General features: G+C 53.3%; 21 protein-coding genes and 1 tRNA gene. 10 read left to right on the top strand and 12 right to left on the bottom strand.

Annotated elements, in window-relative coordinates; translation table 11 throughout:
• The first annotated feature begins 8 nt into the window (after positions 1-8).
• The gene (locus JIN87_RS01105) at positions 9-1415 is read left to right on the top strand and encodes an L-fucose/L-arabinose isomerase family protein (RefSeq protein WP_200353658.1); all 1407 of its coding nucleotides are present in this window, start codon (positions 9-11) and stop codon (positions 1413-1415) included.
• 183 nt (positions 1416-1598) lie between these two features.
• Here JIN87_RS01105 and JIN87_RS01100 read toward each other — a convergent pair.
• Positions 1599-1675: transfer RNA gene (locus tag JIN87_RS01100), tRNA-Val, on the bottom strand.
• 150 nt (positions 1676-1825) lie between these two features.
• Between JIN87_RS01100 and recN the strand changes: the two genes are divergently transcribed.
• The 6 genes from recN (at position 1826) to JIN87_RS01070 (ending at position 9128) form a co-directional block, all read left to right on the top strand.
• Positions 1826-3487, top strand: coding sequence for a DNA repair protein RecN (recN, locus tag JIN87_RS01095; RefSeq protein ID WP_200353657.1), 1662 nt, complete (start codon positions 1826-1828; stop codon positions 3485-3487).
• Between the two features lie 3 nt (positions 3488-3490).
• Positions 3491-4297, top strand: a complete 807-nt coding sequence (locus JIN87_RS01090; RefSeq protein WP_200353656.1) for an SDR family NAD(P)-dependent oxidoreductase — start codon at positions 3491-3493, stop codon at positions 4295-4297.
• Between the two features lie 2 nt (positions 4298-4299).
• Positions 4300-5502 (top strand): glycosyltransferase, encoded by a 1203-nt coding sequence (locus JIN87_RS01085; protein WP_200353655.1) that lies wholly within the window; start codon positions 4300-4302, stop codon positions 5500-5502.
• Between the two features lie 29 nt (positions 5503-5531).
• Positions 5532-6725, top strand: coding sequence for a glycosyltransferase (locus tag JIN87_RS01080; protein ID WP_200353654.1), 1194 nt, complete (start codon positions 5532-5534; stop codon positions 6723-6725).
• A gap of 91 nt (positions 6726-6816) precedes the next feature.
• Positions 6817-7929 (top strand): hypothetical protein, encoded by a 1113-nt coding sequence (locus JIN87_RS01075; protein WP_200353653.1) that lies wholly within the window; start codon positions 6817-6819, stop codon positions 7927-7929.
• 98 nt (positions 7930-8027) lie between these two features.
• Positions 8028-9128, top strand: a complete 1101-nt coding sequence (locus tag JIN87_RS01070; RefSeq protein ID WP_200353652.1) for a glycosyltransferase — start codon at positions 8028-8030, stop codon at positions 9126-9128.
• A gap of 65 nt (positions 9129-9193) precedes the next feature.
• Here the strand turns inward: JIN87_RS01070 and JIN87_RS01065 are convergent, their stop codons facing one another.
• The 11 genes from JIN87_RS01065 to JIN87_RS01015 form a co-directional block, all read right to left on the bottom strand.
• The gene (locus tag JIN87_RS01065; RefSeq protein WP_200353651.1) at positions 9194-10423 is read right to left on the bottom strand and encodes a tetratricopeptide repeat protein; all 1230 of its coding nucleotides are present in this window, start codon (positions 10421-10423) and stop codon (positions 9194-9196) included.
• Positions 10424-10441: 18 nt separating this feature from the next.
• Entirely contained in the window at positions 10442-11095 is a 654-nt protein-coding gene (locus JIN87_RS01060) for an energy transducer TonB (protein WP_200353650.1), read from the bottom strand.
• A 4-nt stretch (positions 11096-11099) separates the two neighbouring features.
• Positions 11100-11498, bottom strand: a complete 399-nt coding sequence (locus tag JIN87_RS01055; RefSeq protein WP_200353649.1) for an ExbD/TolR family protein — start codon at positions 11496-11498, stop codon at positions 11100-11102.
• Positions 11499-11507: 9 nt separating this feature from the next.
• Positions 11508-12029, bottom strand: a complete 522-nt coding sequence (locus JIN87_RS01050; RefSeq protein WP_200353648.1) for a MotA/TolQ/ExbB proton channel family protein — start codon at positions 12027-12029, stop codon at positions 11508-11510.
• A 23-nt stretch (positions 12030-12052) separates the two neighbouring features.
• On the bottom strand, positions 12053-13417 hold the full coding sequence (locus JIN87_RS01045) for a MotA/TolQ/ExbB proton channel family protein (protein WP_200353647.1): 1365 nt from the start codon (positions 13415-13417) through the stop codon (positions 12053-12055).
• Positions 13418-13419: 2 nt separating this feature from the next.
• On the bottom strand, positions 13420-14205 hold the full coding sequence (locus JIN87_RS01040) for a DUF3450 domain-containing protein (RefSeq protein WP_200353646.1): 786 nt from the start codon (positions 14203-14205) through the stop codon (positions 13420-13422).
• Positions 14206-14277: 72 nt separating this feature from the next.
• Positions 14278-16185, bottom strand: a complete 1908-nt coding sequence (locus tag JIN87_RS01035; protein WP_200353645.1) for a S9 family peptidase — start codon at positions 16183-16185, stop codon at positions 14278-14280.
• A gap of 172 nt (positions 16186-16357) precedes the next feature.
• Positions 16358-19249 (bottom strand): TonB-dependent receptor plug domain-containing protein, encoded by a 2892-nt coding sequence (locus JIN87_RS01030; RefSeq protein WP_200353644.1) that lies wholly within the window; start codon positions 19247-19249, stop codon positions 16358-16360.
• Between the two features lie 189 nt (positions 19250-19438).
• A complete protein-coding gene (locus JIN87_RS01025; protein WP_200353643.1) occupies positions 19439-20638 on the bottom strand; it encodes an aminotransferase class I/II-fold pyridoxal phosphate-dependent enzyme in 1200 nt (399 codons plus the stop codon).
• A 168-nt stretch (positions 20639-20806) separates the two neighbouring features.
• Complete coding sequence (locus JIN87_RS01020; RefSeq protein WP_325176357.1) at positions 20807-21664, bottom strand: glycosyltransferase family 2 protein; 858 nt, start codon at positions 21662-21664, stop codon at positions 20807-20809.
• Between the two features lie 3 nt (positions 21665-21667).
• Positions 21668-22549 (bottom strand): polyprenyl synthetase family protein, encoded by an 882-nt coding sequence (locus JIN87_RS01015; protein ID WP_200353641.1) that lies wholly within the window; start codon positions 22547-22549, stop codon positions 21668-21670.
• A 43-nt stretch (positions 22550-22592) separates the two neighbouring features.
• Between JIN87_RS01015 and JIN87_RS01010 the strand changes: the two genes are divergently transcribed.
• From JIN87_RS01010 to murJ, 3 genes are all read left to right on the top strand, one after another.
• Entirely contained in the window at positions 22593-23177 is a 585-nt protein-coding gene (locus JIN87_RS01010) for a DUF4013 domain-containing protein (protein WP_200353640.1), read from the top strand.
• Between the two features lie 21 nt (positions 23178-23198).
• Complete coding sequence (locus JIN87_RS01005) at positions 23199-23882, top strand: hypothetical protein (protein WP_200353639.1); 684 nt, start codon at positions 23199-23201, stop codon at positions 23880-23882.
• A gap of 83 nt (positions 23883-23965) precedes the next feature.
• A complete protein-coding gene (gene murJ / locus JIN87_RS01000) occupies positions 23966-25486 on the top strand; it encodes a murein biosynthesis integral membrane protein MurJ (RefSeq protein ID WP_200353638.1) in 1521 nt (506 codons plus the stop codon).
• Positions 25487-25488: the final 2 nt, after the last annotated feature.

The following is a 25488-nucleotide window of genomic DNA, read 5'->3' as shown; positions in this document are numbered from 1 at the left end:
GTCGAACTATGAAAGCAGGAATATTTTCTATCGGATTGGATACTTATTGGCCTCAGTTTGAGGGGCTTCTGAATAACTTGAATAGTTATCATAATGAGATTCACGATCGCATCGTGGGCATGGGCATCGAAATGGTGGATGCGGGGATGGTTGATAGCGTGGAAAAGGCGGGCGACGCGGCATCGTTGTTTCGGAAGGAAGAGGTGGAGGTGATTTTTCTTTTCATTTCGACCTACGCCTTGTCGTCGACGGTTTTGCCGGTGGTGCAGAAGGCGAACGTGCCTGTAGTGATGTTGAACCTACAGCCGGTGGCGCAGCTTGATTACGAGAAGTTTAACGCATTGGGCGACCGCGGTAAGATGACGGGCGTTTGGCTGGAACATTGCCAGTCCTGTAGCGTGCCGGAATTGGCCTGCGTCTTTAATCGAGCTGGGATCGATTATCATGTCGTGTCGGGTTACCTACAGGAAGAGGCCGCTTGGACGGAAATCGAGGACTGGGTGGATGCGTCGAAGGTGATGACGAGGATGCGTGAAAACCGGGTGGGCGTCTTGGGGCATTACTATTGCGGCATGCTTGATGTATACAGCGATATGACGCAGCAGTCGGCGGTATTCGGAAATCACTTCGAATTGTTGGAGATGTGCGAACTCTATGATTTACGTCAGGCGGTGACGGATACGGAGATCGTGGCGAAGATCGAGGAGTTTCGGGAGAAGTACAATGTGTCCGAAGAGTGTGAACAGACTGAACTGGAACGGGCGGCCAAGACTTCGGTGGCTTTGGACAAGTTGGTGGCGAAGCATCGCTTGGGCTCTATGGCGTATTACTATGAAGGCTCGGGCGAGTATGAGAACATCGTGACCTCGGTGATCGCGGGAAACACTTTGCTGACGGGCAGGAACGTCCCGATTGCAGGCGAGTGCGAGATCAAGAACGTGCAGGCGATGAAAATTATGGATCTGTTTGGAGTGGGGGGCTCGTTCTCTGAATTTTATCTTTCGGACTTCGTGGATGATGTGCTTTACCTCGGGCACGATGGTCCGGCCCATTTCGCGATCGCCGAAGGCCGTGTAAGTCTGGTGCCACTACCGGTCTACCATGGTAAGCCAGGCAAGGGGCTTTCGATACAGATGACGGTGCAGCATGGGCCGGTGACCTTGCTCTCTGTTGTGCAGAGGGGGGATGGTTCTGTCTTGTTGCAGGTGGCGGAAGGGGAGTCGGTGGAAGGGCCGATTTTGCAGATTGGGAATACGAACAGCCGCTATCGTTTCAGCATCGGAGCAAAAGGCTTTATGAACGATTGGTCGAAGGGCGGCCCCGCGCATCACTGCGCGATCGGGGTGGGGCATATAGCTTCGAAAGTAGAAAAGCTGGGGAGCTTGCTGGGGATTGAAGTGAACCGGGTTTGCTAGTTGGTCTACTTTGGTAATTCTGGCTCTAAGCAGACGTTCGATAACTCAGAGGGGGCGAGTTTGGATCAAAAAGATCCCGCCATTGGTGTTAACTGATGTCGAATGGTGTAAATACGACCAATTGGAGATCTTTTGAAATTGATTTTTTTCACATTCTAAGTTATTCTTTTAAAGTAACTTAGGTGGTGGGAGATCCGAGACTCGAACTCGGGACCTCTACCATGTCAAGGTAGCGCTCTAACCAACTGAGCTAATCCCCCATTTCGATTGGCGTGGGTCACGCCGAAATTTGAAGGTCCGGAACATGCGATTGTTCGAATTCTTGGGCAAGAACAAATTTCGCTAAATTTCAGGCGTGATTTTCGGGGGTAGGACAGCCAATTTCCTAGGTGTCCCTTTAGTCTGTCGCCATGTTGCAATATCTGAAAATCGCCAATCTTGCCCTTCTTGAATCCGCTTCCATCGAATTTGATTCGGGATTTACCGTCGTAACGGGTGAGACTGGCGCCGGGAAAAGCGTGCTCCTGGGGGCCTTGAGTCTGCTCTCTGGGGCTCGCACGGACAAGTCAGTCATTCGCTCTGGAACGGAGCAATGCGAGGTAGAAGCGGCTCTCTGGTTTGAGGATTCGACGGAGGTCGACGTGATGTTGGCGGAAATGGACCTGCCTCTATGTGAGGAGGGAATGCTGGTGCTGAAGCGGTCATTGCATGTCTCAAAGGCTTCGCGGATTTCTATCAACGGGAGCTTCGCGACCTTGTCGAATTTACAGGCGCTTGGGGAAACGTGGATCGACTTCCATGGACCGGGCGAACCGCAGCGGCTTTTGAAGAGCGAGTGCCAGCTGGAGCTGATCGACCTATATGGTGGATTGGAAAAAGAGGCAGGTGCCTACAAAAGCCGATACGCCGCTTGGAGAGACGTGCTGAACGAGATTGAGGAGCTGCAAGGAGCCTCTCAGCTGGAGCCAGATCAGATCGATTTCATTCAGACGCAGCTGCGGATGATCGACTCGCTGGAGCTTTCTGAGGAGACGATCGAGCAACTGGAGCAGGATTTTAATCGAGTCTCCGGTGCTCAGGAGCTTCTCGAGCTGACAGGCGAACTTGGGCAGGGGCTCAGTGGTGATGAAGGAGCTTTGAATGTGCTGTCGGCTTTGTCTCGAGCGGCTGAGCAGGCGGCAGAGTTGGATCCGAGTCTTTCGAGTTTGGCGGAGCGCCTGAATGGTTTAATTATCGAGACTCAGGAGCTTGGTTCGGAATACGAACAGTTGGGATCGTCGCTGGAGTTTGAGCCTGAGTATGCCCAGGAGGTGACGCAGAAAATGAATGATTGGCAGGATCTACGGCGGAAGTATGGCCGCGAGGTTTCTGCGGTTTTAGCTGCTCGTGACGAGATGGCGAATCGCTTGGATTCGCAGGGGGATATTCAGGGGAGTTTGGAGCGGTTGAATGCTGAGGCTGACAAGATAGAAGCTGAACTCAAAGGTCTTGCAGCTCGACTGACCCAGAAACGATTGAAAGCAGGCCAAGGACTGGCGAAAAAGGCGGAGAAGATGCTGCTCGAGCTTGGTTTTAAGAAAGGGCGTTTCGGTATCCAAATGCTGGAGCAAAGCGGGCTTCGCGGGCATGGCGACAGTTTGCCGGATCTACAATTTTCGCCGAACGTGGGAGAGCCGATGAAGGCTCTTACGGAGGTGGCTTCGAGCGGGGAGCTTGCTCGTGTGATGTTGGCCTTGAAGACGATTTTGGCAGATGTGGATAGCGTGCCAGTTTTGGTGTTCGATGAAGTCGATGCGAATGTAGGCGGAGAAATCGGCCGTATCGTGGGGCAGAAGCTGAAAGGCATCGGCGACAATCATCAGGTCATCTGTATCACGCACTTGCCTCAAGTCGCCGCTCTTGGAAAGCAGCATTTCCTCGTCGAGAAAGATCAAAGCGGGGATCGTGCTGCGGTGAAGATTCGGAGAATGGATACGGAGTCAGAGCAGCGTGTTGAGGAACTGGCTCGTATGTTAGGAGATCGGCAGGCCAAATCGGCTTTGTCGCATGCTCGCGAATTGCTCGCTCTTTAGCGGATGGAGCTGAAGGGAAAAACAGCCTTGGTGACGGGCGCGAGTCGTGGGATCGGTCGTGCTATGGCGGAGGCACTCGTCGCGAATGGAGCAAGTGTGCTCGGAACCTCTCGTGATGCGGGGCAGGTGAATTGGCCGAATGGAGTTGAGGGAGTCAGTCTCGATGTTTCTTCAGCTACGGCTGTGGAAGAGAGTTGGCGAGCGGCGGGTCTGGACAATCGCGGGATCGATATCGTGATAAACAACGCTGGGGAGGGTGTGTTCGGAGCATTTGCTGAGATCGATTTCGAAGAGTGGGAACAGCAGGTTGGATTGATGTTGCTAGGGGCGATGAAGATTTCGCAGTTGGCGTTGAAACTCTGGTCCCGCGAGCGACCGGGGACGCTGGTTAACGTAGGTTCGCTTGCGAGTGAGTTCCCAATCCCGTTCATGAGCGGTTACAATGCCGCTAAGGCCGGCTTGGCGGCATTTACGGAGTCGTTGCAGATGGAGACCTCGCCAGAGGTGGTCACCGTCCTGGAACTGCGACTCGGTGACATCTCCACTGGATTCAACGAGAGCATACGTGGGAATCCTCAGGATGAGAGGCAGGGACGCGTATGGGAGCTGATGTGCAAGCATGTGGAGGAGGGGCCTGTCCCCGCTTATGTCGCTGCTAAATTGTTGGGCTGTCTCTTACAAAAGCGGGAAGGAGTGGTGAGAGTCGGTGGATTGTTTCAATCTCGTATCGCACCATTATTCAAAAGATTGGTCTCGCATTCTGTAAAATTAATCGTAAATCGATCGTACTATAACTTAGGTAGAGACTGAGAGTGGAGGGTTTACGCATACTCGTTTTAACATCCAGCACCGGCGGCGGTCACGACGCTCGGGCAACGGCATTCCGACGCTGGGTACGAGAACTCTACGGATGGCAGGTGGATGTTCGGGTTGAGAGCATGCTCGAAGACAGTTCTCGGGTAGCCCGTTTCGGCGTCAATTTCTACAACTTCATCCAGCGGCACGCTCCGTGGTTTCATCACCCGTACTACTTGTTGATCGAAGGGCTTAGCTTCTTGAACAAGAAGAGTGTGACCTTGGGGAACAAGTACTACAGCAGCGTGCTTAAGAGCTATCGTCCTCATCTGGTTTTCAGCGTTCACGACTGTCTGAATCGAGGTTACTTTCAAGAGGCTCGCAAGGTACTGGGCGGGAAGGTCCGTTGCGCGACTTATTGTTCTGAGTTTTCCGGCGGCTATGGGTACAGCCGTAATTGGGTGGAGCCTACCGTGGATTTGTACGTCTCGCGGACGGAGACAGCCAAGGACTATGCGGTCAAGAAACTCGGCTTGGATGCGGAGAAGATTGCGGTACGCGGCCAGTTTTTGATGCCGCGCATTTATCGCGAAGTGCTTACTCCCATCGAGCGGCATCGGTTTATCACGGAACGATTGGGTCTGCGTTCGGATCGGCGAATCGTCTTTTTGACTACGGGTGGAGCAGGAGCGAATAATCACATCGCTCTTCTCGACGTGCTCAAGCATCACAAGGAGAAGTACCAGGCGGTGGTGGTCTGTGGACGAAACCAGAAGGCGTTTTTGGAAGCGACTCGCTGGAAGGAGAAAAATCCGGATTTCAGCTGTAATATCACTGGCTACACGAACGAGATCCACCTGTATATGCAGGCTGCGGACTTTGTGGTGACTCGAGGCGGGACGACGACTTGCGCTGAGGCTTTGCACTTCGAGTGTCCGATCGTGTTCAACGGATTTGGTGGAGTCATGCCTCAGGAGAAGCTGACCGTGAAGTATTTCATGCAGGACGATGCTGCGGTGAAAATCAGCAAGCCTGAGGACTTCGAAGCGCTTTTGGCGGACTGGTTTCGTTCATCAGGGAAGTTCTGCGAGTTGAAGCGTCGTTTCTCGAAGATGCGGTTTTCGGATGATCCGCGCGATACGATCCGTTTGCTTGTCGATTTGGCTCGTGAAACGGCGACTGAAAAGGAACGTCCGGTTTTAAAGGTTGTAGGAGAGTAGGGAGCGCGTAGTTTGCCTGCTTTTCCGGCATGCGTATCCTCTATGTAACGACAAGCTTTCCCGTCTATTCGGAGACCTTCCTCCAGAGGGAAGCCCGTGCGATGATAAAAGCGGGTGTGGAGCTTGAGATCGTTTCGTTGCATGGCGGAAAGGACGATTTCGAGGGGCACCCTGTCCGGATGTTTAGCAAGCTTGAGCTCTTCAGGCTGTTCTATCTTTTGCCGTGGGCTGCTTGGCGAAAGGGGGCGAAGCTGTTGGAGATCGTCCAGGAGTTTAATGTTCGGAAGCCGGCTTCGTTTTTGAATATGGCAGAGAACCTTCTCGGGTTTGGGGCTGCGATTGTCATGGAGAAGAGAATACGGCGACTCTCGCCTGATTTGGTTCATTGCGTTTGGGCGAGCGCACCTGCGGCCTTTGGAATGATGGCGGAAGCGTTGACTGGGTGTCGCTTCTCAACCGGGGCTCATGCTTACGACATTTTCGAGTACGGAGGCGATTGGTTGCTGCGAATGAAACTCCGTCGAGCGGCTTTGGTTCATGTTTCGACGGATGTCGCGAGGAATCGGATACGCTCTCTGTGCGAGGAAGAAAAGGTGAAGCTGATCCGCAGAGGGTTGAGTGCATTGCCGAAGCTTCGAACACCTCGGGAGGTGTGCGAATGTTTGCAGATCGTTTGCGTGGCTCGTCTGGTGGAGAAAAAGGGTTTTCCGTATCAGTTGGAAATCTACCGGCAGCTTAAGGCAGCAGGAATCGCCTTTGAAGCGAGAATCATCGGCGATGGACCGATGGAGGAGGAGATTCGCGGGTGGGTCGGCGAGCTGGGATTGGCGGACTGTGTAAGCTTGATGGGGCGTTTGAGCGAGCGGGAGGTTTTGGATGAGTTGCAAAAGACGGACCTGCTCTTTCACACCGGAGTTGTGGCTGCGAGCGGGGATCGGGATGGCTTGCCGAATGTCGTTCCAGAAGCGATGGCGAGTGGTGCTGTGGTAATGGGGTCGCCTGTTTCTGGTGTCGTCGAAGCGATCGAAGATGGGGTGACTGGTTTTTTGTGTCCGCCATGGGAGCCTGAGCGGTGGGTCGAACGTTGCGAGGCTTTGCAACGCGATTTTCAGCTGAGGCTTCGTCTTTCGCTTGCGGCTCGTGAGTGGGTCGAACGGGAATTCGTGGCTGATAAGAATACCGGGTACCTTCTTGAGTGTTTGGAAAGGGCCCGTGGAGGATGACGCGGAGCGATTCTCTTCGATTTTGCAGGAGTAGCTCAATTTCGTCTGGTTCGCTCAACTGAACGTGGAGTAGACGAAGTAGGTGCTTGTCGTGAACAAGTATCTTTTTCCAAGCCTTTTGTGTCTGTTCGGTTTTGTCTCGCAGGTGGCAGGTGACGACCTGACTCCATTGAGCGACGAATTTGAAGACGCTGCCAGTTTGAGCGAGTGGTCTCGGATCTACCAGACGGAGGGCTGGGGAGCGGATCAGATGGAATCGGTGGATATCGGACAAAGCCGAGAAGGTCACCTGACGGTGGTGCCGCGGACGAGCTCCTGGTATCGGGATTTTCGGGGGATTCTAATGTATAAGTTGGTCGAAGGGGATTTTGTGGTGACGATGAGTGTGGAGCCACGAAACAGGGCTGGAGATGCTGCTCCGGCTGCCTCTTATTCGCTCGCTGGCATCATGGCCCGAGCTCCGCGAGAGAGCGTTACAGAACCAGCGGAGTGGACGAGAGGCGGTGAGAACTACGTCTTTCTTTCATTGGGTACGGCCAACGATCCGGGGAGTTATCAGTTCGAAGTGAAGACGACGCGTCAAAGCGTATCCAGTTTGGGGATCGACGAAGGAGCGGCGAGCGCGCTTATCCAAGTCGCTCGCGTAGGGGATGTCTTTTTGGTTTTGAGACAATTGGAAGGCGGCGAATGGGAGGTCCATAGGCGCTATGAGCGTCCTGACATGCCGGATACGTTGCAGGTTGGGATCACAGCCTATACCGATTGGGAGTCCATTTCCAATATGGATGCGTTCGATCACAACCGGACGGTGGTTGAGGGGGGCTCACCTGACTTGAGCGCGGCGGTGGATTACTTTCGTTTTCGACGTCCTCGTATTCCTTCGTGGCTGGAAGGGGCGGACTTTATGGATTCGACGGAGGTTAGCGATGAGCGAGTGGTGGAGCTATTTGCAAATCGCTCGAATAGAGATCCCTCGGCTCCGCCGGAGTTTGACTTGGAGATCTTGAGCCGCCGCCACTTGCCAGGCGAAGGGATCCAGCTAGAGGTGGCGTCGGTACCGGGCTATTTCTACCGGGTCGAGAGTAGCGGCAATCTGGAGAATTGGGTTACGGTCGACGAACGGGAAGCAGTTTCTGACTCGGTCTTGTTTACGGTGCCAGAGAGGTCGGCAGCAGCGATGTATTTGCGGGTCGTTGAGGAATAGCTGCTTGATCGCCGGGAAAGTAATTAAGGTAGAAGCTTGAGAGAATTTGTGTCTGACTCATTATTAAAGGTCAGAATCTTTCTCTTGCTCATACATTTATGTCCGGCCGCCTCTTATTCGATATCACCAAAGCCAGCAAGCAGTCCCATTATTCGGGAGTGCTGCGCGTTTCTAAGTGCTTGAAGGAGCGTCTGCAGCAAGTGCTTGGAGATGAGCTGATTGAGGTTGTTTGGAGCGATCGGAAACAGACCTTTAGAGCTCCATCAATCGGCAAAAGTTTCGTTTTGGAGCCGGAGGATGTGCTCTTGACGGCAGAGCTTTTCAACGAGTACGAGCGACCAGGGATCGAGGCCTTTCTCAGCTCTTCTGCGTGCCGAGCGTTTGCGATTTTTCACGACGCGATTCCGCTGCGTTTCCCGGAATTCACTTGGCCGCACAGCGTGCAGCGTCATCCGAGCTACATGAAGATGCTGAGTCTTTTCGATGGGGTTTTTGGGGTGTCGCAGCACAGCTCGATCGTTTTGGAGGAGTATTGGGAGTGGCTTGGCTACGAATACTCACCTTCTGTGAAGTCGATTCAGTTAGGCGCGGACGGGTTGTTTGCTGATCCGATGATTCCCGAAAGCCACGAAAGCGAAGGTTTCGATGTGTTGATGCTAGGAATTGTCGAGAAACGTAAAGGGCAGGATTTGGCTCTCGATGCGTGCAGTCGACTTTGGGATGACGGGCTGGAGTTCAATCTACATGTGGTTGGGCGAGCTAATCCGTATTTTGGCAAAGACATTGAAAAGCGGATGAAGCGGATGGCTAAGGCGGGCCGAAGCATCAAGTTGCACGGACATGTCGAGGATTACGAATTGAAGCGATTGATCCCTCAGATGGATTTGCTTCTGTTCGCGTCGCGTGCGGAGGGCTGTGGTCTGCCGGTTTTGGAGTCGCTCTGGAGTGGGTTGCCTGTATTGAGTAGCAAACTACAACCAGTTCGGGAAAACTCACGGTTTGGAGGTTGTACCTTTTTTGAATCGGAAGACGTAGAGGATCTCGCTTTGAAGTTGCGGCGATTGATTGATAATCGAAATTTGGTGAGCGACCTTAGGTGCGGTATCCATACGAAAATGTTGCCGACTTGGAGCGACACGGCTCGGGAGATTCTGGATACGATAGGAGTTGAGCGAACAGAGTTTGCTAAGGGCTCCTAGAAAATTGAATACAAAAAAGCCGGTTCGCTTCAGTGAAGGGAACCGGCTTTGAAATTATTGATTCGTTAGCCCTCGGCCTGCAGGCGGGCGTATTCGGCGTAGCGTTGTTTTTCCTCGATGATGAACACGCGCCACTGTTTGCTTTGCTCAGCGATCTTGGGGTGGTCTTTCGCTTTTTCGAGAGCGGTGAGGGCGTCGTCGAAGCGTTTGATTTGGAAGTTTGCCATGGCCAGCATCATGATAGCGTTTTCCTGCTGTTTAACGCCTCTTTTGATGGCCGCTTCCAAGGCTTCGATTGCTTGCTCGTATTCCTCGCTATCGAGATGCATCTGAGCTCGATAGAGATCGTGTTCACCGGTTTCGGATTTCTCGCCGGCGCTCTTAAAGGCCCCCTTGGCTTCGTCGATTTCTTGAGATTTGTACCATGCTTCGGCGAGTAGGCGGTAGTTCTTCTCGGTTGGCTCGATTTGCTTTTTTTCCAATGCACGAGCGAGCAGGTCGGCGGCTTTGACGGGGATGCCTTCGTAGAGATAAAGCTTGGCTAAGCGAAGGATGTCTCGTGATTCGGATACGTAGCCTTGCTCGTAAGCGAGACGTAGAACCGCGAGGGACTTGCCCTGCTGCTCCTTGCTCAGGTACATGTTGGCCAGGTAGTTCCAGTACTTCTTTTCGCTTGGAAACAGGCTGATGACCTCCTCGAGGATCGGTATGCAGGCATCGATGCGTCCGCTATTGAAGTTGAGCGCGATCCAGAGGTCGTACCAAGCTAAGCGAGGCTCCTCAGTTGAGCGGATTGCTCGTTCAACGTAGTGGAGGGCGGAGGGGTAATCCTGCAGGCGCGAGTAAGCGGTGGCCATTGTGATGAGTACCTCGGCTCGCGGTTCGTCCTCGTTTTCGATCCATTGCTCCAGGTAGCCGATGCCTTTTTCGTCGTGTTCCTCGCTGATGTAGAGCTGGCCTGTGGAGAGGCGGAGTTGCTGGTTGCTACGCTCGCCGAGGATTTCAAGCAAAAGGGCTTGCTCGAAGGACTGAGCGGCTTCCAGGTACATCTCGACGGTCGCTAGGACCTCGCCTTTCGCCTGAGCGATGACTGCGGTGTCGTAGTCGGTCATTTTGAACTCCTGGACACGGTTGAGGTAGGTGAGGGCTTCGTCGTGTTGCTCCGCCTCCATCATCTTCTGTACGCGTTCGATGTACTTGTAGGTGCGTTCTGAGATGGCTTGAGCGTTGAGAATGGCAGGGAGCAGGGTGCTCGCGAGCCCGAGTAGTAAAGTGAATTTTGATAACGTTCGCATGGTCTCAAAATGGGCGAGTTATTCGTCGCCGAATGTGAAGTCTAGCCGGACGGAGATATCGTAATCCGCAGTGGGTACGCCGTCTACGACCAGAGGATCGTATTTCCAGCGGAGCACGGCTCTTTTAGCGGCTGTTTCGAAGTAGCGGCGTGGTTCGGCCTCGACGATTCTGACATTGGTTACCGTTCCTTTGTCGGTGATATCGATCATCAGCTTCACGTAGCCTTCGATGCCTTCTTGACGAGCTTTCATCGGGTACTCCGGTTCGATGCGGAATTTGGGCAGGCGTTCGCGGTCACCTTGAGCGACGGTGCCTTGGAAGTTTGAAATGAAGGCTCCGCCTCCTACGCCAGCAGCTGGAAGATCAATATTCGGCATATCGATGTCCATTGGCTCGTTGGTCGGTTTCTCCATATCGGAAACGGTCATGGAGGGAGGTGGGGGCGGTTTCTTGGGTGGGGGCGGTTTTTGCGGAATCTCGCGTTCCTTGAACTTGGGTGGTTCGGCGCGTTTTAGGCGTACGAACTCGATGGAACCGGGGTCTTCGAAATCCTTTTTGCTAAAGCCGGAGGACTCGATGAGGTTCAGCATGAGTATCCAGAGGCCGACGGAAATTCCGCCGCCGATGGTACCGAAAACCAAGAATTTGATGAAAGGTTTGATGCTTCCCATTGAGCTACTGCTGTTCGGCGGCGACAGAGACGACCGCGCCGGCGAGGCGGGCCTGGTCCATCACCTCGATGAACACGCCGGTTTTTGAACCCTTGTCGGCCACGATGACGACTTGGCCTTCCGGGTTTTCGGCGAGCGAGCGTTCGACGTTGGCCCGCACGGCGCGGATGTCGATTTGCTGCTTGTTCATGTAGATTTCACCGGTTTCGCGGATACCGATCAGGATATTTCCGCGTTCCTTCTTTTCTGCGGTGGCGGCAGACGGGCGGTTTACTTCGATGCCGGTCTCTTTGACGAAGGAGGTGGTGACGATGAAAAAGATGAGCATGATGAAAACGACATCGAGCATCGGGGTGATGTTGATATCGGTTTCCTCACGTGAGCGACGGTGTCTTCTTGCCATTTTTTGAAATTAAACTTCGTGGCTTAAATTGTCTTCGAGGTATTCGATCGCTTTCTTGGATCGCTCCTCGAGTCGGGAGATAAAAAAGAGTCCTGAAATGGCGACGACAAGGCCGGCCATGGTTGGGATGGTGGCCATCGATATGCCGCCAGCCATTTCGCGAGCGCTGCCTGTGCCGATGATAGCCATGACTTCGAATACCTTGATCATGCCGATGACGGTTCCCAGGATTCCCATGAGAGGGCAGAGGGCCACCAGACTTTTGATGATGTTAAGGTATTTCGTCTGGGCGATCGATACTTCGGCAAGTCGTGCGAGGCGGATCTTGCCAGCTTTCCAGGAGCGTTTGTCGTTCCGCTGATTCCAGGCTTCGATGGTCTGCTTCATCAGCTTCGGGTTTACGAAGAGGAAGAAGTACCATCGCTCCGCAAGCAGGCTCCACTGCAGGATGCTAACGAATAGCAGCGCCCGCAGGACGGGACCTCCTCGATCGAGGAAGGAGAAGAAGGAATCTGTAAGATCGTAGAGCATGGAATGTATCCAGATCTTGGATTTTACTTGCGGTGCTTTTCGGATTGTTCCGCCATCAGACCTGCGGAGCGTTCGTCGAGAAGCTGAACGATTTGGTCGCTCTTGCCTGATAGCACGCTGTGTAGGAGCACCAATGGGATCGCCACGACCAGACCTAGTACGGTGGTCATGAGGGCTTGGGAGATACCGCCAGCCATAATCTTGGGATCGCCGGTACCGAAGAGGGTGATGTCTTGGAAGGTCTGGATCATGCCGATAACCGTACCGAGAAGTCCCATGAGTGGGGCGATTGCGGCGAGAATCTTGATGGTTGGCAGACCGCGTTCGAAGTTTGGAGTCTCCTTGAGGATGGCTTCGTCGAGCTTCAGCTCGAGTGTCTCAATGTCCGACTCTTCGTAACGTTTGTAGACCGACATGACGCGGCCGAGAGCGTTGTTCTCGGATGGTGTCTCCGACTTGAGCTGGCTCTTGATCTTGAAATTGGAGAAGGTGAGCATGAAGAAGCGGATGATCGCTATGATCAGGCCAAATACGCCGATGCCGATGATGACGTAACCAACGAGCTTACCTTGTTGGATCTTTTCCTTGAGGTCTGGAGCTCGGGTGAGAGAGCTGAGGATGGTGCCGCCAGAGGGGTCTACGATCATGGGGGCGTAGTCCTTGTTGGTCGCGGAGAAGTTGTTCGCCATGTCGAGGTAGCGAGAGGGTGGTTGGCGGGCCATTTCGTAGAGGCTGTTTTCTCCTGAAAGAAACGAGAGGTATTTGCCTTCTGAAATCGCGTTGAAGGTACCGATTCGGATGACTTCTTGCGTTTGGTCTTCGCCATTAGGAGTGAGGACATTCGTTTCGTATTTGGCTACACGTCCGGACTCTACGACTTCTTGGAAGAGCTCGTACCAGAGGCGTTCGAGTTCTTCGATAGAAGGGAGTTCCTTGCGTTCGGCTAGGTTTGAAACGAACTCGGTCCGACCGGGGATTTGGCTGGAGACGAGGGAGTTTTGGAAAACGGCTCGCGCGTCGCCTGATACTTGGCGGACGGTACCAAATATTTCGCCAATGTTGCCCATCTCCATTTTGAGCTGGGTTTCCATGTTGGCGAGGGTCTTCTCGTTTTCATCGAACGCGGTACGGAGGTCGTTGCTGCGTTTTTCTTGGCGAGCGAGCTCGGCTTTTGCCTGAGCGAGCAACTCGGCTTGGCGATTCATATCGGCGAGGAACTCGGCCTCGCGTTCGGCGTTGGCCTTTTGCTCTTCAGCGCGTTGCGTGCGGATCTGTTCGAGCAGCTCGATGAGTGGAGCTGAGGGGGATCCGGCTTCGGCTGTGGAAGGCGTTTGGGCGATGGCTTGGCTCGCGAAGGCGAGCGATAGGATTGCGATGAAAGACTTCATTTTTAGAGTTCCTCAGCAGCGGAGATTGGAAGGCGGGTGAGGGCGGGCGCGGCTTGTTTTCGAGCGATGGCCATGGCCTTGTCGATGGAGCTATTGTAGCCGTTATCGAGGATTTCCCACTGGCGTGTAGCGGGGTTCCAGAGGCCGGTTTCCGCTTTGTCGAGGGTTTGGTAGTAGAGGCCTATGCGTCCGAATCGGAGGAAGTCCACAGTGCGTGAAGTACCGTTTAGAGCGAGCTCGCCTTGATAGACTTCGATGTTGCGGCCGTAGTCCATTTCAATTTGGTAGGCTTCGAGGATACGGCGGTATTTTTCGGAGTCTGTGAACTGGGAAGAGTCCATCATCGACGCGAGGTTGGCGATGCGGGCTGCTCTCTCTTCCGGAAGGAAGGGGGCGTCCGCTTTTACAAAGGCATCGAGCTTGGCGATCATCTTTTGCATGAGCGGGACGATGCCGCGCTTGGTGTCTTCGAGGTGATCGAGCTGAACTGTGAGGGAGTCCATTTCCTCTTGTTGGGAGTCGACGACTTTCTGCATCTGCGCGTTGTAGATCTCGAGGTTCTCGATCTCGCGTAGGGCGAGTCGATATTCGTCGAGGAGCGTGCGAGTCTTTTCCGAGTATTGGTCGACTACGGTTTGGGAGGCGTTGCTGGCTCGGTTGGTCGATTCCTGAAGGGAGACGGAGTCGCGGAGTGTCTTTGCGGTGTCGTCCGACTGGGAATATGCGGCGCTGGTGGCGCCTAGGAGCAACAGAGTAGCGGCGACTCTGAATCGGCGGCTAGTTGTCATCAGTTTCTTATAATACAACATTGTGCGTGCAGATGTGCGATTGTGGGGAGCAAGCTCGGCGCGTCTGGGCGTTTAGAGCTTGGTCCAAGGTTTTATGAATTTTTCTATTTTTTCGAATTCCTCGATGCGATTCTCTTCTTTTCTAAAGCCGTGCCCTTCGTCTGTTTTTACCAGCCATTCATGTTTTTTACCATGTTTCTTCATAGCGGCGCGTAGCATGCGGGCTTGAGCGATGGAGACGCGGGGGTCTCTTACGCCGTGAATGATAAAGATCGGGTCATCGATGTTCTCGATGTAATTGATAGGGGAGTGTTTTTCCAGCAGTTCACGGTCTTCTTTTGTGTGACCAATGGTGCGGTGGTAAAAGTCTACTGCTTCGTCGCGATCCCTCTCTTTGTAGAACTCGATTTGCTCGTAGAGATCTACAACTCCGACTACGTTGATACCGAAACTATACAGTTCGGGGAACTGAGTGACTTGAGACATGACGGTGTAACCGCCGTAGCTGCCTCCGTAGATCCCAACTCGCTTCTCGTCGATATTGGCGTTTTCGAGAGCCCATTTCAATCCGTCGACCACGTCGTACTGCATTTCCTCGCCCCATTTCTTGTTGCCGGCATTAAGGTGCTCTAATCCGTAGCCCTCTGAGCAGCGGAAGTTCATTTGCAGAACGGCAAAGCCTCGGCTAGCGAAGAATTGTATGGAGGGATCGAAACCCCAATTGTCGCGGGCCCAGGGACCTCCATGTGGGTAGACTATCAGGCCACACTTTTTCTTCGGATTGTAGTCTTTCGGAAGGGTGAAGTAGCCGTGGATGGTCAAGCCGTCACGCGCTTGGTAGGTGATCGGCTGAGTATTGGCCATTGTCTCAGGTTTCTGCCATTTACGGCTGAATCCGAGTGGGGTTCTTTGGAGGGAGCCGTTCTCTATTGAGAATAGAGTGTAGAAGACCGGTTGGACGTCAGAGAACGAGGCTACGACGAACTTACTTTCGTCGTCAGGCATGCTGTTGATCAAGTTGATCGTGTCGGGCAAGGTGTTGTCGATGATCTCCTGGATGACCTCCTTCTCTTCATCGAACCATTTGGTGGTGGCTTTCTCCTTTGAATAACGGACTCCGATCGGAGCTTTTCGGTAATCGGAGTAGATCAGGCCTGAGGAGTCATACTCGTCGTCTTCGAATATGAGGGAACCGATCTCACGTTTCTCGAGATCGTATTTGTAGATGCCTCGCTTGTCGGTGGTGAGATTTGAAGCGATGTAGAGCGTCTTGCCATCGTGATCGAATGCTGCTGGCAGCCAATTGGGGCTGTTTTTCGGAAAGGTGGCTAGTTTCTCCCAATCTGCCTTCTCGTTTTCTCTGTAAATGATGCTGTCTGTCTTAGAGGCTTGGTCGGACACTATTCCGATGCGGACATTGCCTTCCTGGTCTGTCATCCATCCAACCACTTTTCCTGGGTTCGAGAGAACGATCTTTTTGCGTTGCTCCTTCTGAATGTTCATCAGGTAGACGTCCGGGTAGTCCTGATGCTTGTCGTTGCTGGAAACGAGAATGTGGTCTGGGTCGTCTTCGAGCAGATCGATGATGGAGGTGATCCGAAGTTTGATTTTGGACTGTGACTGGACTGTGGGTACGAGAATCTGCGGATTGCCCCCGTCCTTATCGATGGCAAACATGCCAAAGGTCTCGTTGCCGTCCTCATCCATTCGGTAGATGATGCGGTCGTTGCTGGCCCACACGATACCGCCAACGTTATTGCGTTTCATCTCTGTCAGGCGACGTGGCTGTCCGGTCTCTAGATTGAATACAAAGAGGTTGTATCGGTCTTCCCATTCGCCGAGGGCTGCTACGTGAGTGCCGTCAGGCGATATCTGGAAGCCGACGAATTCTGAGTTTCGAAAAAGGTCTTCAACGGGAATGGGCTTTGAAAAAGCGAGGAATGGGATTGCGATGAAAGCGATGATGTGGGCGCGCAGCATGGTCTCGAATCAGTAATTTGGGAGTTGCCTATTTGTGCTTAAGTTTGCCGCAGGTTGCGTATGTTGTTGTTACTCGTGATTTTGGCCGAGAAGGGCTCACAAGAAAAGAACCTCGCCGCCGCGATACGACAGCGAGGTTCCCGTTAAGTTGCTTTAAGTCGGCAAGGTTCGACTAGAAATCACGCTCGAAACGGAGGAAGAAGAAGCGAGGCTCCCATGGATAAACTCCGGAGAGGTATCCGCCGTTTGTTTGAGTGATGTCGCGTGGTGGCTCTTCGTCGAGGAGGTTGCGAATACCGAAGGTGATCTTGGTATCCCAGTAACCTGAGTAGCTGACTTGCGGATTGAAGATGAAGTGGCTTCCGAGGTCGGGAGCTGGCCAAGTAGCGTAATCCAAACCACTTACGTAAGTGGTGTAGAGCGATGCTGCCCAGTCTTCGCGTCTCCAAGCGATGGTACCTGCGGCACGCCACTTTGGAGCGAGGCCATTCCATTCACCAACGAGGTTACCTTGGTCGTCACGCTCGCCAGTTGTCTGGTCGATGGTGACGGTGCGGTTTTCGAAGAGAACGGTTGAGGATACTTGGAAGCGGAAGTCGCCGTGGTTTTCAGTTTCCCAGAGGTAGCGGAAGTCGAGGTCCATACCTTCGTAGGTGTACTCGTCTGCATTGTAGAAGGGACGAGTGATCTGCTCGATAACGCCGACTGTGTATGGATCACCAGTGATTGGGTCCACATCGCCAGGGATGAGCGGCTGACGGATTACGCGGCCGCCTGCGAAGTTTGGATTGAGCTCGTTCGCTAGGATGGTGTCCGCGCTTGATTGCGTGAGGAGGTTCTCCTGGTCGAACTTGAAGTAGTCGATACCGATTTCGAAGTTGTCGAGCTTGTCCCATAGTTTGCCGGCCTCGATGACGACACCAGCGTAGTCGACGTCGGTTTCCTCTGGATCGAGGATCGGGTTACCTGGAGTGAGCTGCTTCATTTGCTCTGGGGCGTCGTTCGGACGAAGCGGGTCGACCTTACCGCCGGAAGTGAAGGTTACCTGACCTTGCGAGTAGAGTGCTGCTAGGTCTGGAGCCTTGAATGCTTCTGAGTGGGAGGCACGAACGAGTAGCCAATCGAGCGGACGCCATTTCGCGCCGATCTTTGGCTTGGTTGTGGTACCGAAGTCGCTGTAGTCCTCGTGGCGAGCAGCGATTTGGATGTCGATTGTCTCGTGGACTGGGATATCCATTTCGGCGTAGAGAGAGACGACGTTACGGTCGCCCTCAGTGCCGAAGCCTTCTGAACCACCGATGATGTTGCCTGTGGCGTTTTCGATCGTGCGAGTGTCAGACAGGGAGCTCTTGCGGAACTCAACACCCGCAGCCAAAGAGGCAGCTCCGGCTGGCATGTCGAAGAGTTCGCCAGCGGCGCTAGCGGACGCTTGGAACATGTTGAACTGCGAACGTGTTGGGTTGGTGCCAGTGTAGTAGGTGCCGACCCAATCGGTCTCTGGTCCGAACGGATTGGAGAACTCAGTGATACCGGTGCTTGGGTTTACAACGCCACGGAGCGACTCTTGGAGACGGCTTTCGAAGGCTGTACCTGGGTTTGCATTCTCGTAGGAGCTTTGTGAATACGTTAGGTACGCATCCCACTCCCAAGTGAATCCGAGTTCGCCGCGAAGGCCACCAACCATACGAGGATAGTTGACTACGACGTCGTTCTGACGCTTGGCGCCGCTATTCAAACGCCAACCGGTGATCTGGATGTCTTGGTTGTACGGGTTGTTTGGATTCTCAACCGGCATAACCATGGCCCCAGGAACGTTTCTCAGGATTACCTCTTGGTCGTTGTATGGGTTAAGTGTGTTGCCAATGGCGAGAACGCGATCGCCGTCGGTGATCAGTCCATCTGGGTCACCTACGGAATCGTATCCAATTCCGAGTGGAATGCGCATTTGGCCGTCTCCCTTATCCGCAGTCGAATAAGGAGCTGCTGCTGCGTAGTTGTAGATGTCGATGTGACGGTAGGAGAGATCTGCGTACGCTGTGATCGTATCGGAAACCTCGTGCTCGATGTGAGTGTAGAAACCGTAGTTCTTCAACTCGGGGAAGAGGAGAATATCTTCCTGATAGTTGTAGAAACCGTGTCCGGTGACGTTGCTCGGAGGCACCGCGTTCGCTGGGTCTTGATTTTGACTGAGCGATGGGAAGGTGAGGGTCCGGCCTGATGCGGGGTCGACGAAACGACCTGGGTAAGGACGAGAGGATCTCCAGTCGACACCGTCGATTCTTTCGCCTGCGTCATCAAATGTGAACCAGGGACCGTCACGCTTGTCGAGTGGACGAGTGTCGGCGTCGCGAGTGAAAGGAAGATCGCGGGTGTTAACCGAGTTGCGAGTGTAGAAATCGATCGTCGTGACCATGCTGGTCTTGGCGCTCGAAGTACCTGTGATGAAGAAGATCTTCTGCTCGGCGCTGTCGTGTCCTTCTGTGTTGCCGTAGTAAGCTTGGGCAGACATGCCTTCGAAGTCTTTGGCGAGCTCGATGTTGATAACACCGGCAACCGCGTCGGAACCGTAGATTGCAGAGCCACCGTCCTTCAGGATTTGGATTTCCTCAATCGCGTCCACTGGAAGCGAATTGAAATCGAATACGGATTGGAAGCCGTTGAATCCAGGTTGGGAGAAAGGAACGGCACGTACCCCATTTATGAGTACAAGCGTGTTTCCGTTGCCCAAGCCGCGGAGGTTGAAGGAGGAGGCACCAGGAGTGAAGCTGTTGGAAGCGTCGTCTGGTGTGAGTGATTGGCCGCTATTGAAAGGAACCGCACGAAGTGCGTCACCCACAGTAGAGAAGCCAGTGTTCTCCAGATCTTCCGCAGTCATGCGAGTTACTGGAGCGATCGGTTCTGCATCGATACGGCTGATACGCGAGCCGACGATGCGGATTTTCTCTTCTTCTTGATCGTCTTCGCTTTGTGCGAAGAGAGGAGCTGCGAGAAGAGATAGTGCAGCAGATCCGAGCAGTGCCTTTTTGGATACAGCACAGCCACGGAGTACGTTTAGGTACTTCATATGTTTATACAGGTCTCAGTTCAGTTTGAATCTAGAATCTGACTCAGCATGACAGATCTAGAGATTAGTTTGAAAATAAGCAGCTAGCATCACCCGCGCCTCTAGTCAACTTGCGCTCTTCAAATGAGGGTAAAATGCTCGTTATTTCAACAAACTATTAGTTTTTTTTATGGTGCATTCTTTTGCGCCTTATCGTTTGCTACTAGCGTAGCGTATCGCAGCCTCGATTATCTGGAAATCCTCCTCGGTGTGTCGGGCGGAAATGGCTGTTCTCACCAGGTCTTTTCCTGGGGGAACGCCGGGAGCGGTGGATATGATGGAGAAAACGCCTTTCTCCCATAGGTGCTTCCAAAAGTAGTATGCTTTTTCTCGGGTGCCTAAAACGATCGGGATGGCGGGAGTTTCGCTCTCCCAGGTATCCAGTCCGAGCTCGTCGAGTAGCGCTTTGTAGCGACGAGTGTTTTCCCAAAGCTTCTGATTCCACTCCGGTTCCTCTTGCATGACTTTGAGCGCCGCTCGAGCGCAGGCGGCCTGAGAGGGGCTGATGGCCGCGGAGAAGATCGACTGCTTGCAGTGAGTACGCATGTATTCGATACAGGCTTTGCTGCCGGCTACGAACCCACCCGTGCTGGCGAGCGATTTGGAGAGGCTGCCTGCGATGATGTCGATCTTGTCGGTGAGACCAAAGTGGTTGGCTGTCCCGCGTCCTTGATTTCCCAATACGCCAAGACCGTGCGCGTCATCTAGAGAGACGAAGCAGTTGTAGCGCTCTGCGAGTTCGCAGATTTCGGGAAGAGCTCCGATGTGGCCTTCCATGGAGTAGATTCCTTCGACGGAAATCAGTTTTGGGGTCTCGGCTTCGAGTTGCTCAAGAACGCTGGCAAGGTGTGCCGGCTTGTTGTGGCTGAACCTTTCCACGCTCGCCATGGAGAGGCGGATCCCGTCCCAAAGGCTGGAGTGGAGGTTCTTGTCGGCGAGGACGATGTCTCCTCGCTGGGCGAATCCGGTGATGGATGCCATGCACGCGAGATAGCCTGCGGCAAAAACGTGGCAGGCTTCCTTGCCCAAGAATTCGGCGAGTTCCTCTTCGAGTTCACGATGAAAGCCGCGACCTCCGTTTGCAGAGCGGGCGCCCATGGTGCCGCTACCCCATTTTTCGAGGGCTTTTTTTCCGGCCTCGACGACCTTAGGATGTTGGGAGAGACCTAAATACTCGTTGCTAGCGAGCATAACGAGCTCTTTGCCATCGATTGTGATCCGCGTACCGGATTGGGATTCGGCGATTCGGTAGTACAGGTCGTACTTTTGGCGGAGTTTTGTGAAGTTGTCCTTATCGCAGCGTTCGGCGATTGGATTGCGAGACTTGGACTGGAAGAAGTTGCGGATCATTTAGGGAGTTGAACAAGCCGAGGAGATTGCGCGGGAAGATCGATTTGAGAAGGCAATTCTCTCTGGTCACGTTAAGTGCCAGACGAACGGGGGCGGGGATAAGACCTTTGAATTTTATTTTGTAACGTTACAAAATAGATTTCAAAGCGGATACAGGGATCGGAGCGGCTAGGTTGGGAAGATGAGTCTGCTTAGCGCTTTGCAGGCGAGGGAAGGGTTTATCCTCCACCAAAAACGGGCGTAGCGGCGAAAGTACTCACGGGCCCATTCCTGTTCTCCGAAGGGCTTGGCGAAAGCGCTCCAGCGTTCGCGGAAGATCTTGGTGTTGTTGTCGTTGTGAAGGTTTCGGCCCGGCGAAACGCTGATGTGGTGGCGAATGACGCTGTCGAGGGCTACGTAGATTCGGTAGCCTCGGGATTTGAGTTTCATGCACAGGTCCACATCTTCGCAGCCATTCCGGTAGGAAGTGTCGAATCCGCCAATCTCTGCGAAGGTTTCTTTGCGTATGGCAAGGCAGGCGGCGGTCGCGGCGTTTCGCTCGATGATTTTGCCTCGCGGAGGATTTGCTCGGTTTTTGTGGGCGTGGGTGGGGAGGCCCTCGAGATCGAAGTAGATACCTGCGTGGTCGACTAAGCCGCTTTTGAAGTTTCGCTGCACGTTGCCAACGGCTCCTGCTTGGGGTTCGTTTTCCAACGCGGTTACCACAGGGGCGAGCCAATCGGGTGAAAACTCTAGGTCGTTGTTTATAAAAACAAGAATTTCGCCGGATGCCGACTCGGCGGCTCGGTTGTTTGAAATCGCGAAGCCTTGATTCTCGCTGTTATTCAGGAGTCTGAAGTTCTCTCGTTCTTTGAGAGTGTCGATGTAGTCGCTCGTGCCATCACTCGATGCATCGTCTATTAGCACCACCTCTTTGTCGGATAGGTCCACTGTGGCCTCGAGGCTCTCGAGCATGGCTTTCGTGAGCGGAAGGCAATTGTGCAACGCCGAGATGAAGCTGATGCGGACTGGTGGATTAGAGCCCAAGCGTTAGTTGAGTCGATTTTCCAAGTAACTAGCCAAACCGACTAGGAAGTCTGTTTCACCCGGGAGGGTGGAGCAGATCTCAATCGCTTTTTGAGTGCGGGAGGCTGCGAACTCGCGTGACTTCTCCAAGCCGTGAAGCTTGACGTAAGTTGTCTTGTCGAGTTCGGCGTCGGAGCCGATACTTTTGCCCATGGTGGCTTCGTCGCTCGTCGCGTCCAGGATGTCGTCGATGATCTGGAATGCGATACCGATCTCGCGCCCGTAGGCTCGCAAGGCGTCAATTTGCTCCTGATTTGCGCCTCCGATGACACCGCCCATTACGAGACTGCATTCGATGAGGGCGGAGGTCTTGTTCAGGTGAATGAAATTCAGAGTGTCTTCGGATAGGGGAGCTCCTTCGCCGAGGATATCTTCCATTTGCCCACCGATTAGTTTTTCGCTACCGGCGGTTTCTCCCAGCTCCCCAACGAGTTTTGCGCAGACTTCCGGTTGATCCGAGTAGTGACGAGCTAGGAGCTGAAATGCATAGGTGAGAAGGGCATCGCCCGCGAGGACGGCAGTCGCCTCATCGAATTGCTTGTGGCTTGTGGGGGAGCCGCGACGGAGGTCTGCATTGTCGATCGAGGGGAGGTCGTCGTGGATGAGCGAATAGGTATGAAGGCTCTCGACAGCTATCGCTGCAGGCATTGCATCCGAAGTGTTCTCGAAGAGTTCGCTTGCCGCGAGAACGAGTACAGGGCGTAGGCGCTTCCCTCCGGCCCTCATGCTATAGAGCATCGCATCGTGGATACGGCTGGGGCGCGTTCCCTCAGCGGGTAGGTATTGATCCACAGCGGACTCAATTTCGCTTTGGTAGGTTCGTAATTTCTCTTTGAACTCGATCATAAATGCGCGTATTGCAGACAGTTAAAGAACCAGAGCATCCTCAATGCCCACAATCGAGCAAGTATCTAAACAGGTCTTTTCAGACAATAATTGGCTTAAGAAGTGCGCCATTGGCGGTGTCGTGAGCCTCATCCCGATCGTGAACATTTTTGCGCTGGGTTATCTCTACCGGATTTTTATGCAAGGTCGCACCGAAAAGACGATCAGTCTTCCGGAGTGGGACGACCTCAAGACGCTGTTTATCGACGGTCTTCGATTCCTCGTCGTGGGGCTCATTTTCGCTGGCTTGCCGATCGGGCTTGTGACCCTTTGCGCGGAATTCGCCTTCGATGGTATGATCGCACGGATCCCTGTGATTCCGGTTTTGTTCTTAGCGGGGCCTGTGATGAGCGCTGCACTCTATTTGTATTCAGTGAAGCAAGACATAGCCGACTGTTTTAATATCGATGCCTTGTCTGTCATGCTGCGCAAAACCGCGATCAACTACACGGTGCCAACTTTGGCTTACCTTGGTTTGTGTTTGCTCGGACTCGTTTTGCTCCCGTTTCCATTTTTCTTCGGGGGCGTATTTTACTTTTACCTGATGGGATTCGCCTTCCGTGATTTGGAAAATCGAGCGCGTAAGTAACAAATTTTCAGCTTAGAACGTATGAAGAAAATGAAACCGAAGGAGCCAAAGCTCCTAACGCTGATTCTAACAGCCACTTCTGGTGTGGTTCTGGGCGGATTGCTTGGTATTTCTGTGCTCTTGTCTCGCTCACCTGTCACGGTGACTACGGTTCCTGAGGAGGACGAGTATACGAAGGTTGGCGATTATAATACGTACTTCACTCCGGGAAGAGTCGATGCAGGTGAGTCTGCAAATCTTCGAAGTGGGACAAGCCGCATTAAACGTCGCACGAATGGACCGGTTTCTTTTAGCGAGGCTGAGGTCAACCGCTTTTTCAAGAACATCAAATTTGGCGACCCCGTCGTGGAGGAAGGGGGGAAGAAACCTGCGAATATTGGACCGTTTAATGTCCGTATCAGCGGCGATCAAATTTACGCGACTCTCAAGATTACTGTAGACCCGGAGGGAAGCCCGTTTGAAGTGCTCGTGCTTGCTGATCTCGGGTTTGAGAACAGCGACGCTGGGCCGGAGCTGGTTGTTAATAGTCTTCGCGTGAATTCCCTTCCTATTCCTGGTTTTGCTGGACTTGTTACCTCGATGATCGAGTCGAAAGTCGCTGAAACCCCGTGGCCGGAAGACATCCTGGAGATGTGGCAGAATATCAAGAGCATCGAAGTGGAATCGGGTAAGTTGATTACCGAAGTTGGCCTTCGTCGCGCCTAGTTTCTGGATACGTCTTGCTCTAGTGCTGAGCCTTTGGGGTAAAGGCTTGCTGTTCGGTTCCAAGCAAGGAATATGCCTTGCTGATGGCTAAGCTTGTTAAACGTATCGGACTCGTATCCGCGTTCACCATGATCTCGCGCGTAGTGGGATTGCTGCGCGATATGATGACGAGCTATATGCTTGGTACTACCGTATGGAACTCCGCCTTCATAACAGCGTTTACCCTGCCAAATTTGTTCCGTCGTTTGCTGGGAGAGGGGGCGTTGACGGCTGCCTTGATGCCGAATCTGAGCGAAGAGCTAGAGGAAAACGGGCGGACTGCGGTACACGTTTTGGTAAACAAGATTCTAAGCTGGCTTGTTGTGATCTGCCTTGGAATCACGCTTTTGGCCTTCGTTGGTTTGGAAGTGCTTCAGCATTTGAGTGTATCCGAAAAATGGGTTATCGCTGCTAAGCTCGGTCAAATCGTTTTCCCTTATGTATTGTTGATCTGTGTCGCTGCGATCTTGTCGGCGGCCTTGAATCTGTTCTCTCGTTTTGGCATTCCAGCTCTGACTTCCGTTTGGTTGAACACGAGTATCGTAATTGCGTTAGGGATTGCCGGGTGGCATCTAGGCGCTGATCTCGAGACGAAGACGTATTGGCTTTGCGGGGGAGTTATGGTCGGCGGGACGCTGCAAATGCTAGCTCCGGCTGTTGCTTTAACCAAAGAAGGTTGGAGGCCACGGATTGACTTCTCGGTTTCGCCACGCGTGAGAGAGGTCGCGTTCCTTACCGTTCCTGGAATTCTCGGGGCCGCCGTTTTCCAGATCAACATCATGGTTAGTCGCGGATTGGCGCTCGCAGTTGATGACTCGGCCGCGTCCCTTCTGTATTATGCTAATCGTTTGGTTGAGCTTCCGGTTGGCGTGTTTGCGATCGCTATCTCCACAGTTGTTTTTCCGAGTCTAACTGCAGCGATTGCTGGCAATCGGCTGGGGGAGTTTTCCGAGACTTACCGAAAAGGAATCTTGCTTTGCCTCTTGATGGCAGTGCCTTCGGCGATCGGTTTGTCGGTTTTGGCGCCGGAGATCATCGGACTATTATTTGAGCGAGGAGAGTTCGCGAGCAGCGATACTGCAGGAGCTGTTCCACTGGTAATCGTATTCGCTATTGGCATGCCGTTCTATTCGTTCGTTTCGGTAGAAACTCGAGCGTTCTATTCGTTGAAAGATACTAGAACCCCTGTTCGGGCTGCGGTTGTAGCGTTTATCGTGAATGTGGTGTTGAGTGTCATGCTGATGAAACCGTACGGCGCTGTTGGATTAGCCATCGCGACCAATACGGCCGCCATTGTTCAAACCGTGATTCTTCATGTTGCACTTAGTCGCAAAAATGTGGATACGAGTTTGCGGAGTCTGATTCCGGATGTCTCACGCATCGCGGTGGCTGCAGTATTAATGGGGCTATTGGTGATTGCTGCTTCAGGCTGGTTGGCGACCCGATGTGGAGAGGGTTCGCTTGGTGGCTTGCTGATCGTCTTTGGTTCAATTGGCGTTGGAGTTGCGGCGTATTTTGGAGTTCTTCTACTCTCTGGAGCTAAGCTCAAGCAGCTGCTAAAATAGAC

This window comes from Pelagicoccus mobilis, from assembly GCF_016595505.1.
GTDB lineage: Bacteria > Verrucomicrobiota > Verrucomicrobiia > Opitutales > Opitutaceae > Pelagicoccus > Pelagicoccus mobilis.
The sequence above is the reverse complement of the archived record's forward strand: the minus strand, read 5'-3'. Positions and strand labels throughout refer to the sequence as shown.

Excerpts from the sequence above, each read along its gene's own strand:
- JIN87_RS01105 (WP_200353658.1), top strand. The coding sequence starts at position 9 with ATGAAAGCAGGAATATTTTCTATCGGATTGGATACTTATTGGCCTCAG.
- recN (WP_200353657.1), top strand. The coding sequence starts at position 1,826 with ATGTTGCAATATCTGAAAATCGCCAATCTTGCCCTTCTTGAATCCGCT.
- JIN87_RS01090 (WP_200353656.1), top strand. The coding sequence starts at position 3,491 with ATGGAGCTGAAGGGAAAAACAGCCTTGGTGACGGGCGCGAGTCGTGGG.
- JIN87_RS01080 (WP_200353654.1), top strand. The coding sequence starts at position 5,532 with ATGCGTATCCTCTATGTAACGACAAGCTTTCCCGTCTATTCGGAGACC.
- JIN87_RS01070 (WP_200353652.1), top strand. The coding sequence starts at position 8,028 with ATGTCCGGCCGCCTCTTATTCGATATCACCAAAGCCAGCAAGCAGTCC.
- JIN87_RS01065 (WP_200353651.1), bottom strand. The coding sequence starts at position 10,423 with ATGCGAACGTTATCAAAATTCACTTTACTACTCGGGCTCGCGAGCACC.
- JIN87_RS01060 (WP_200353650.1), bottom strand. The coding sequence starts at position 11,095 with ATGGGAAGCATCAAACCTTTCATCAAATTCTTGGTTTTCGGTACCATC.
- JIN87_RS01055 (WP_200353649.1), bottom strand. The coding sequence starts at position 11,498 with ATGGCAAGAAGACACCGTCGCTCACGTGAGGAAACCGATATCAACATC.
- JIN87_RS01050 (WP_200353648.1), bottom strand. The coding sequence starts at position 12,029 with ATGCTCTACGATCTTACAGATTCCTTCTTCTCCTTCCTCGATCGAGGA.
- JIN87_RS01045 (WP_200353647.1), bottom strand. The coding sequence starts at position 13,417 with ATGAAGTCTTTCATCGCAATCCTATCGCTCGCCTTCGCGAGCCAAGCC.
- JIN87_RS01040 (WP_200353646.1), bottom strand. The coding sequence starts at position 14,205 with ATGACAACTAGCCGCCGATTCAGAGTCGCCGCTACTCTGTTGCTCCTA.
- JIN87_RS01035 (WP_200353645.1), bottom strand. The coding sequence starts at position 16,185 with ATGCTGCGCGCCCACATCATCGCTTTCATCGCAATCCCATTCCTCGCT.
- JIN87_RS01030 (WP_200353644.1), bottom strand. The coding sequence starts at position 19,249 with ATGAAGTACCTAAACGTACTCCGTGGCTGTGCTGTATCCAAAAAGGCA.
- JIN87_RS01025 (WP_200353643.1), bottom strand. The coding sequence starts at position 20,638 with ATGATCCGCAACTTCTTCCAGTCCAAGTCTCGCAATCCAATCGCCGAA.
- JIN87_RS01015 (WP_200353641.1), bottom strand. The coding sequence starts at position 22,549 with ATGATCGAGTTCAAAGAGAAATTACGAACCTACCAAAGCGAAATTGAG.
- JIN87_RS01010 (WP_200353640.1), top strand. The coding sequence starts at position 22,593 with ATGCCCACAATCGAGCAAGTATCTAAACAGGTCTTTTCAGACAATAAT.
- JIN87_RS01005 (WP_200353639.1), top strand. The coding sequence starts at position 23,199 with ATGAAGAAAATGAAACCGAAGGAGCCAAAGCTCCTAACGCTGATTCTA.
- murJ (WP_200353638.1), top strand. The coding sequence starts at position 23,966 with ATGGCTAAGCTTGTTAAACGTATCGGACTCGTATCCGCGTTCACCATG.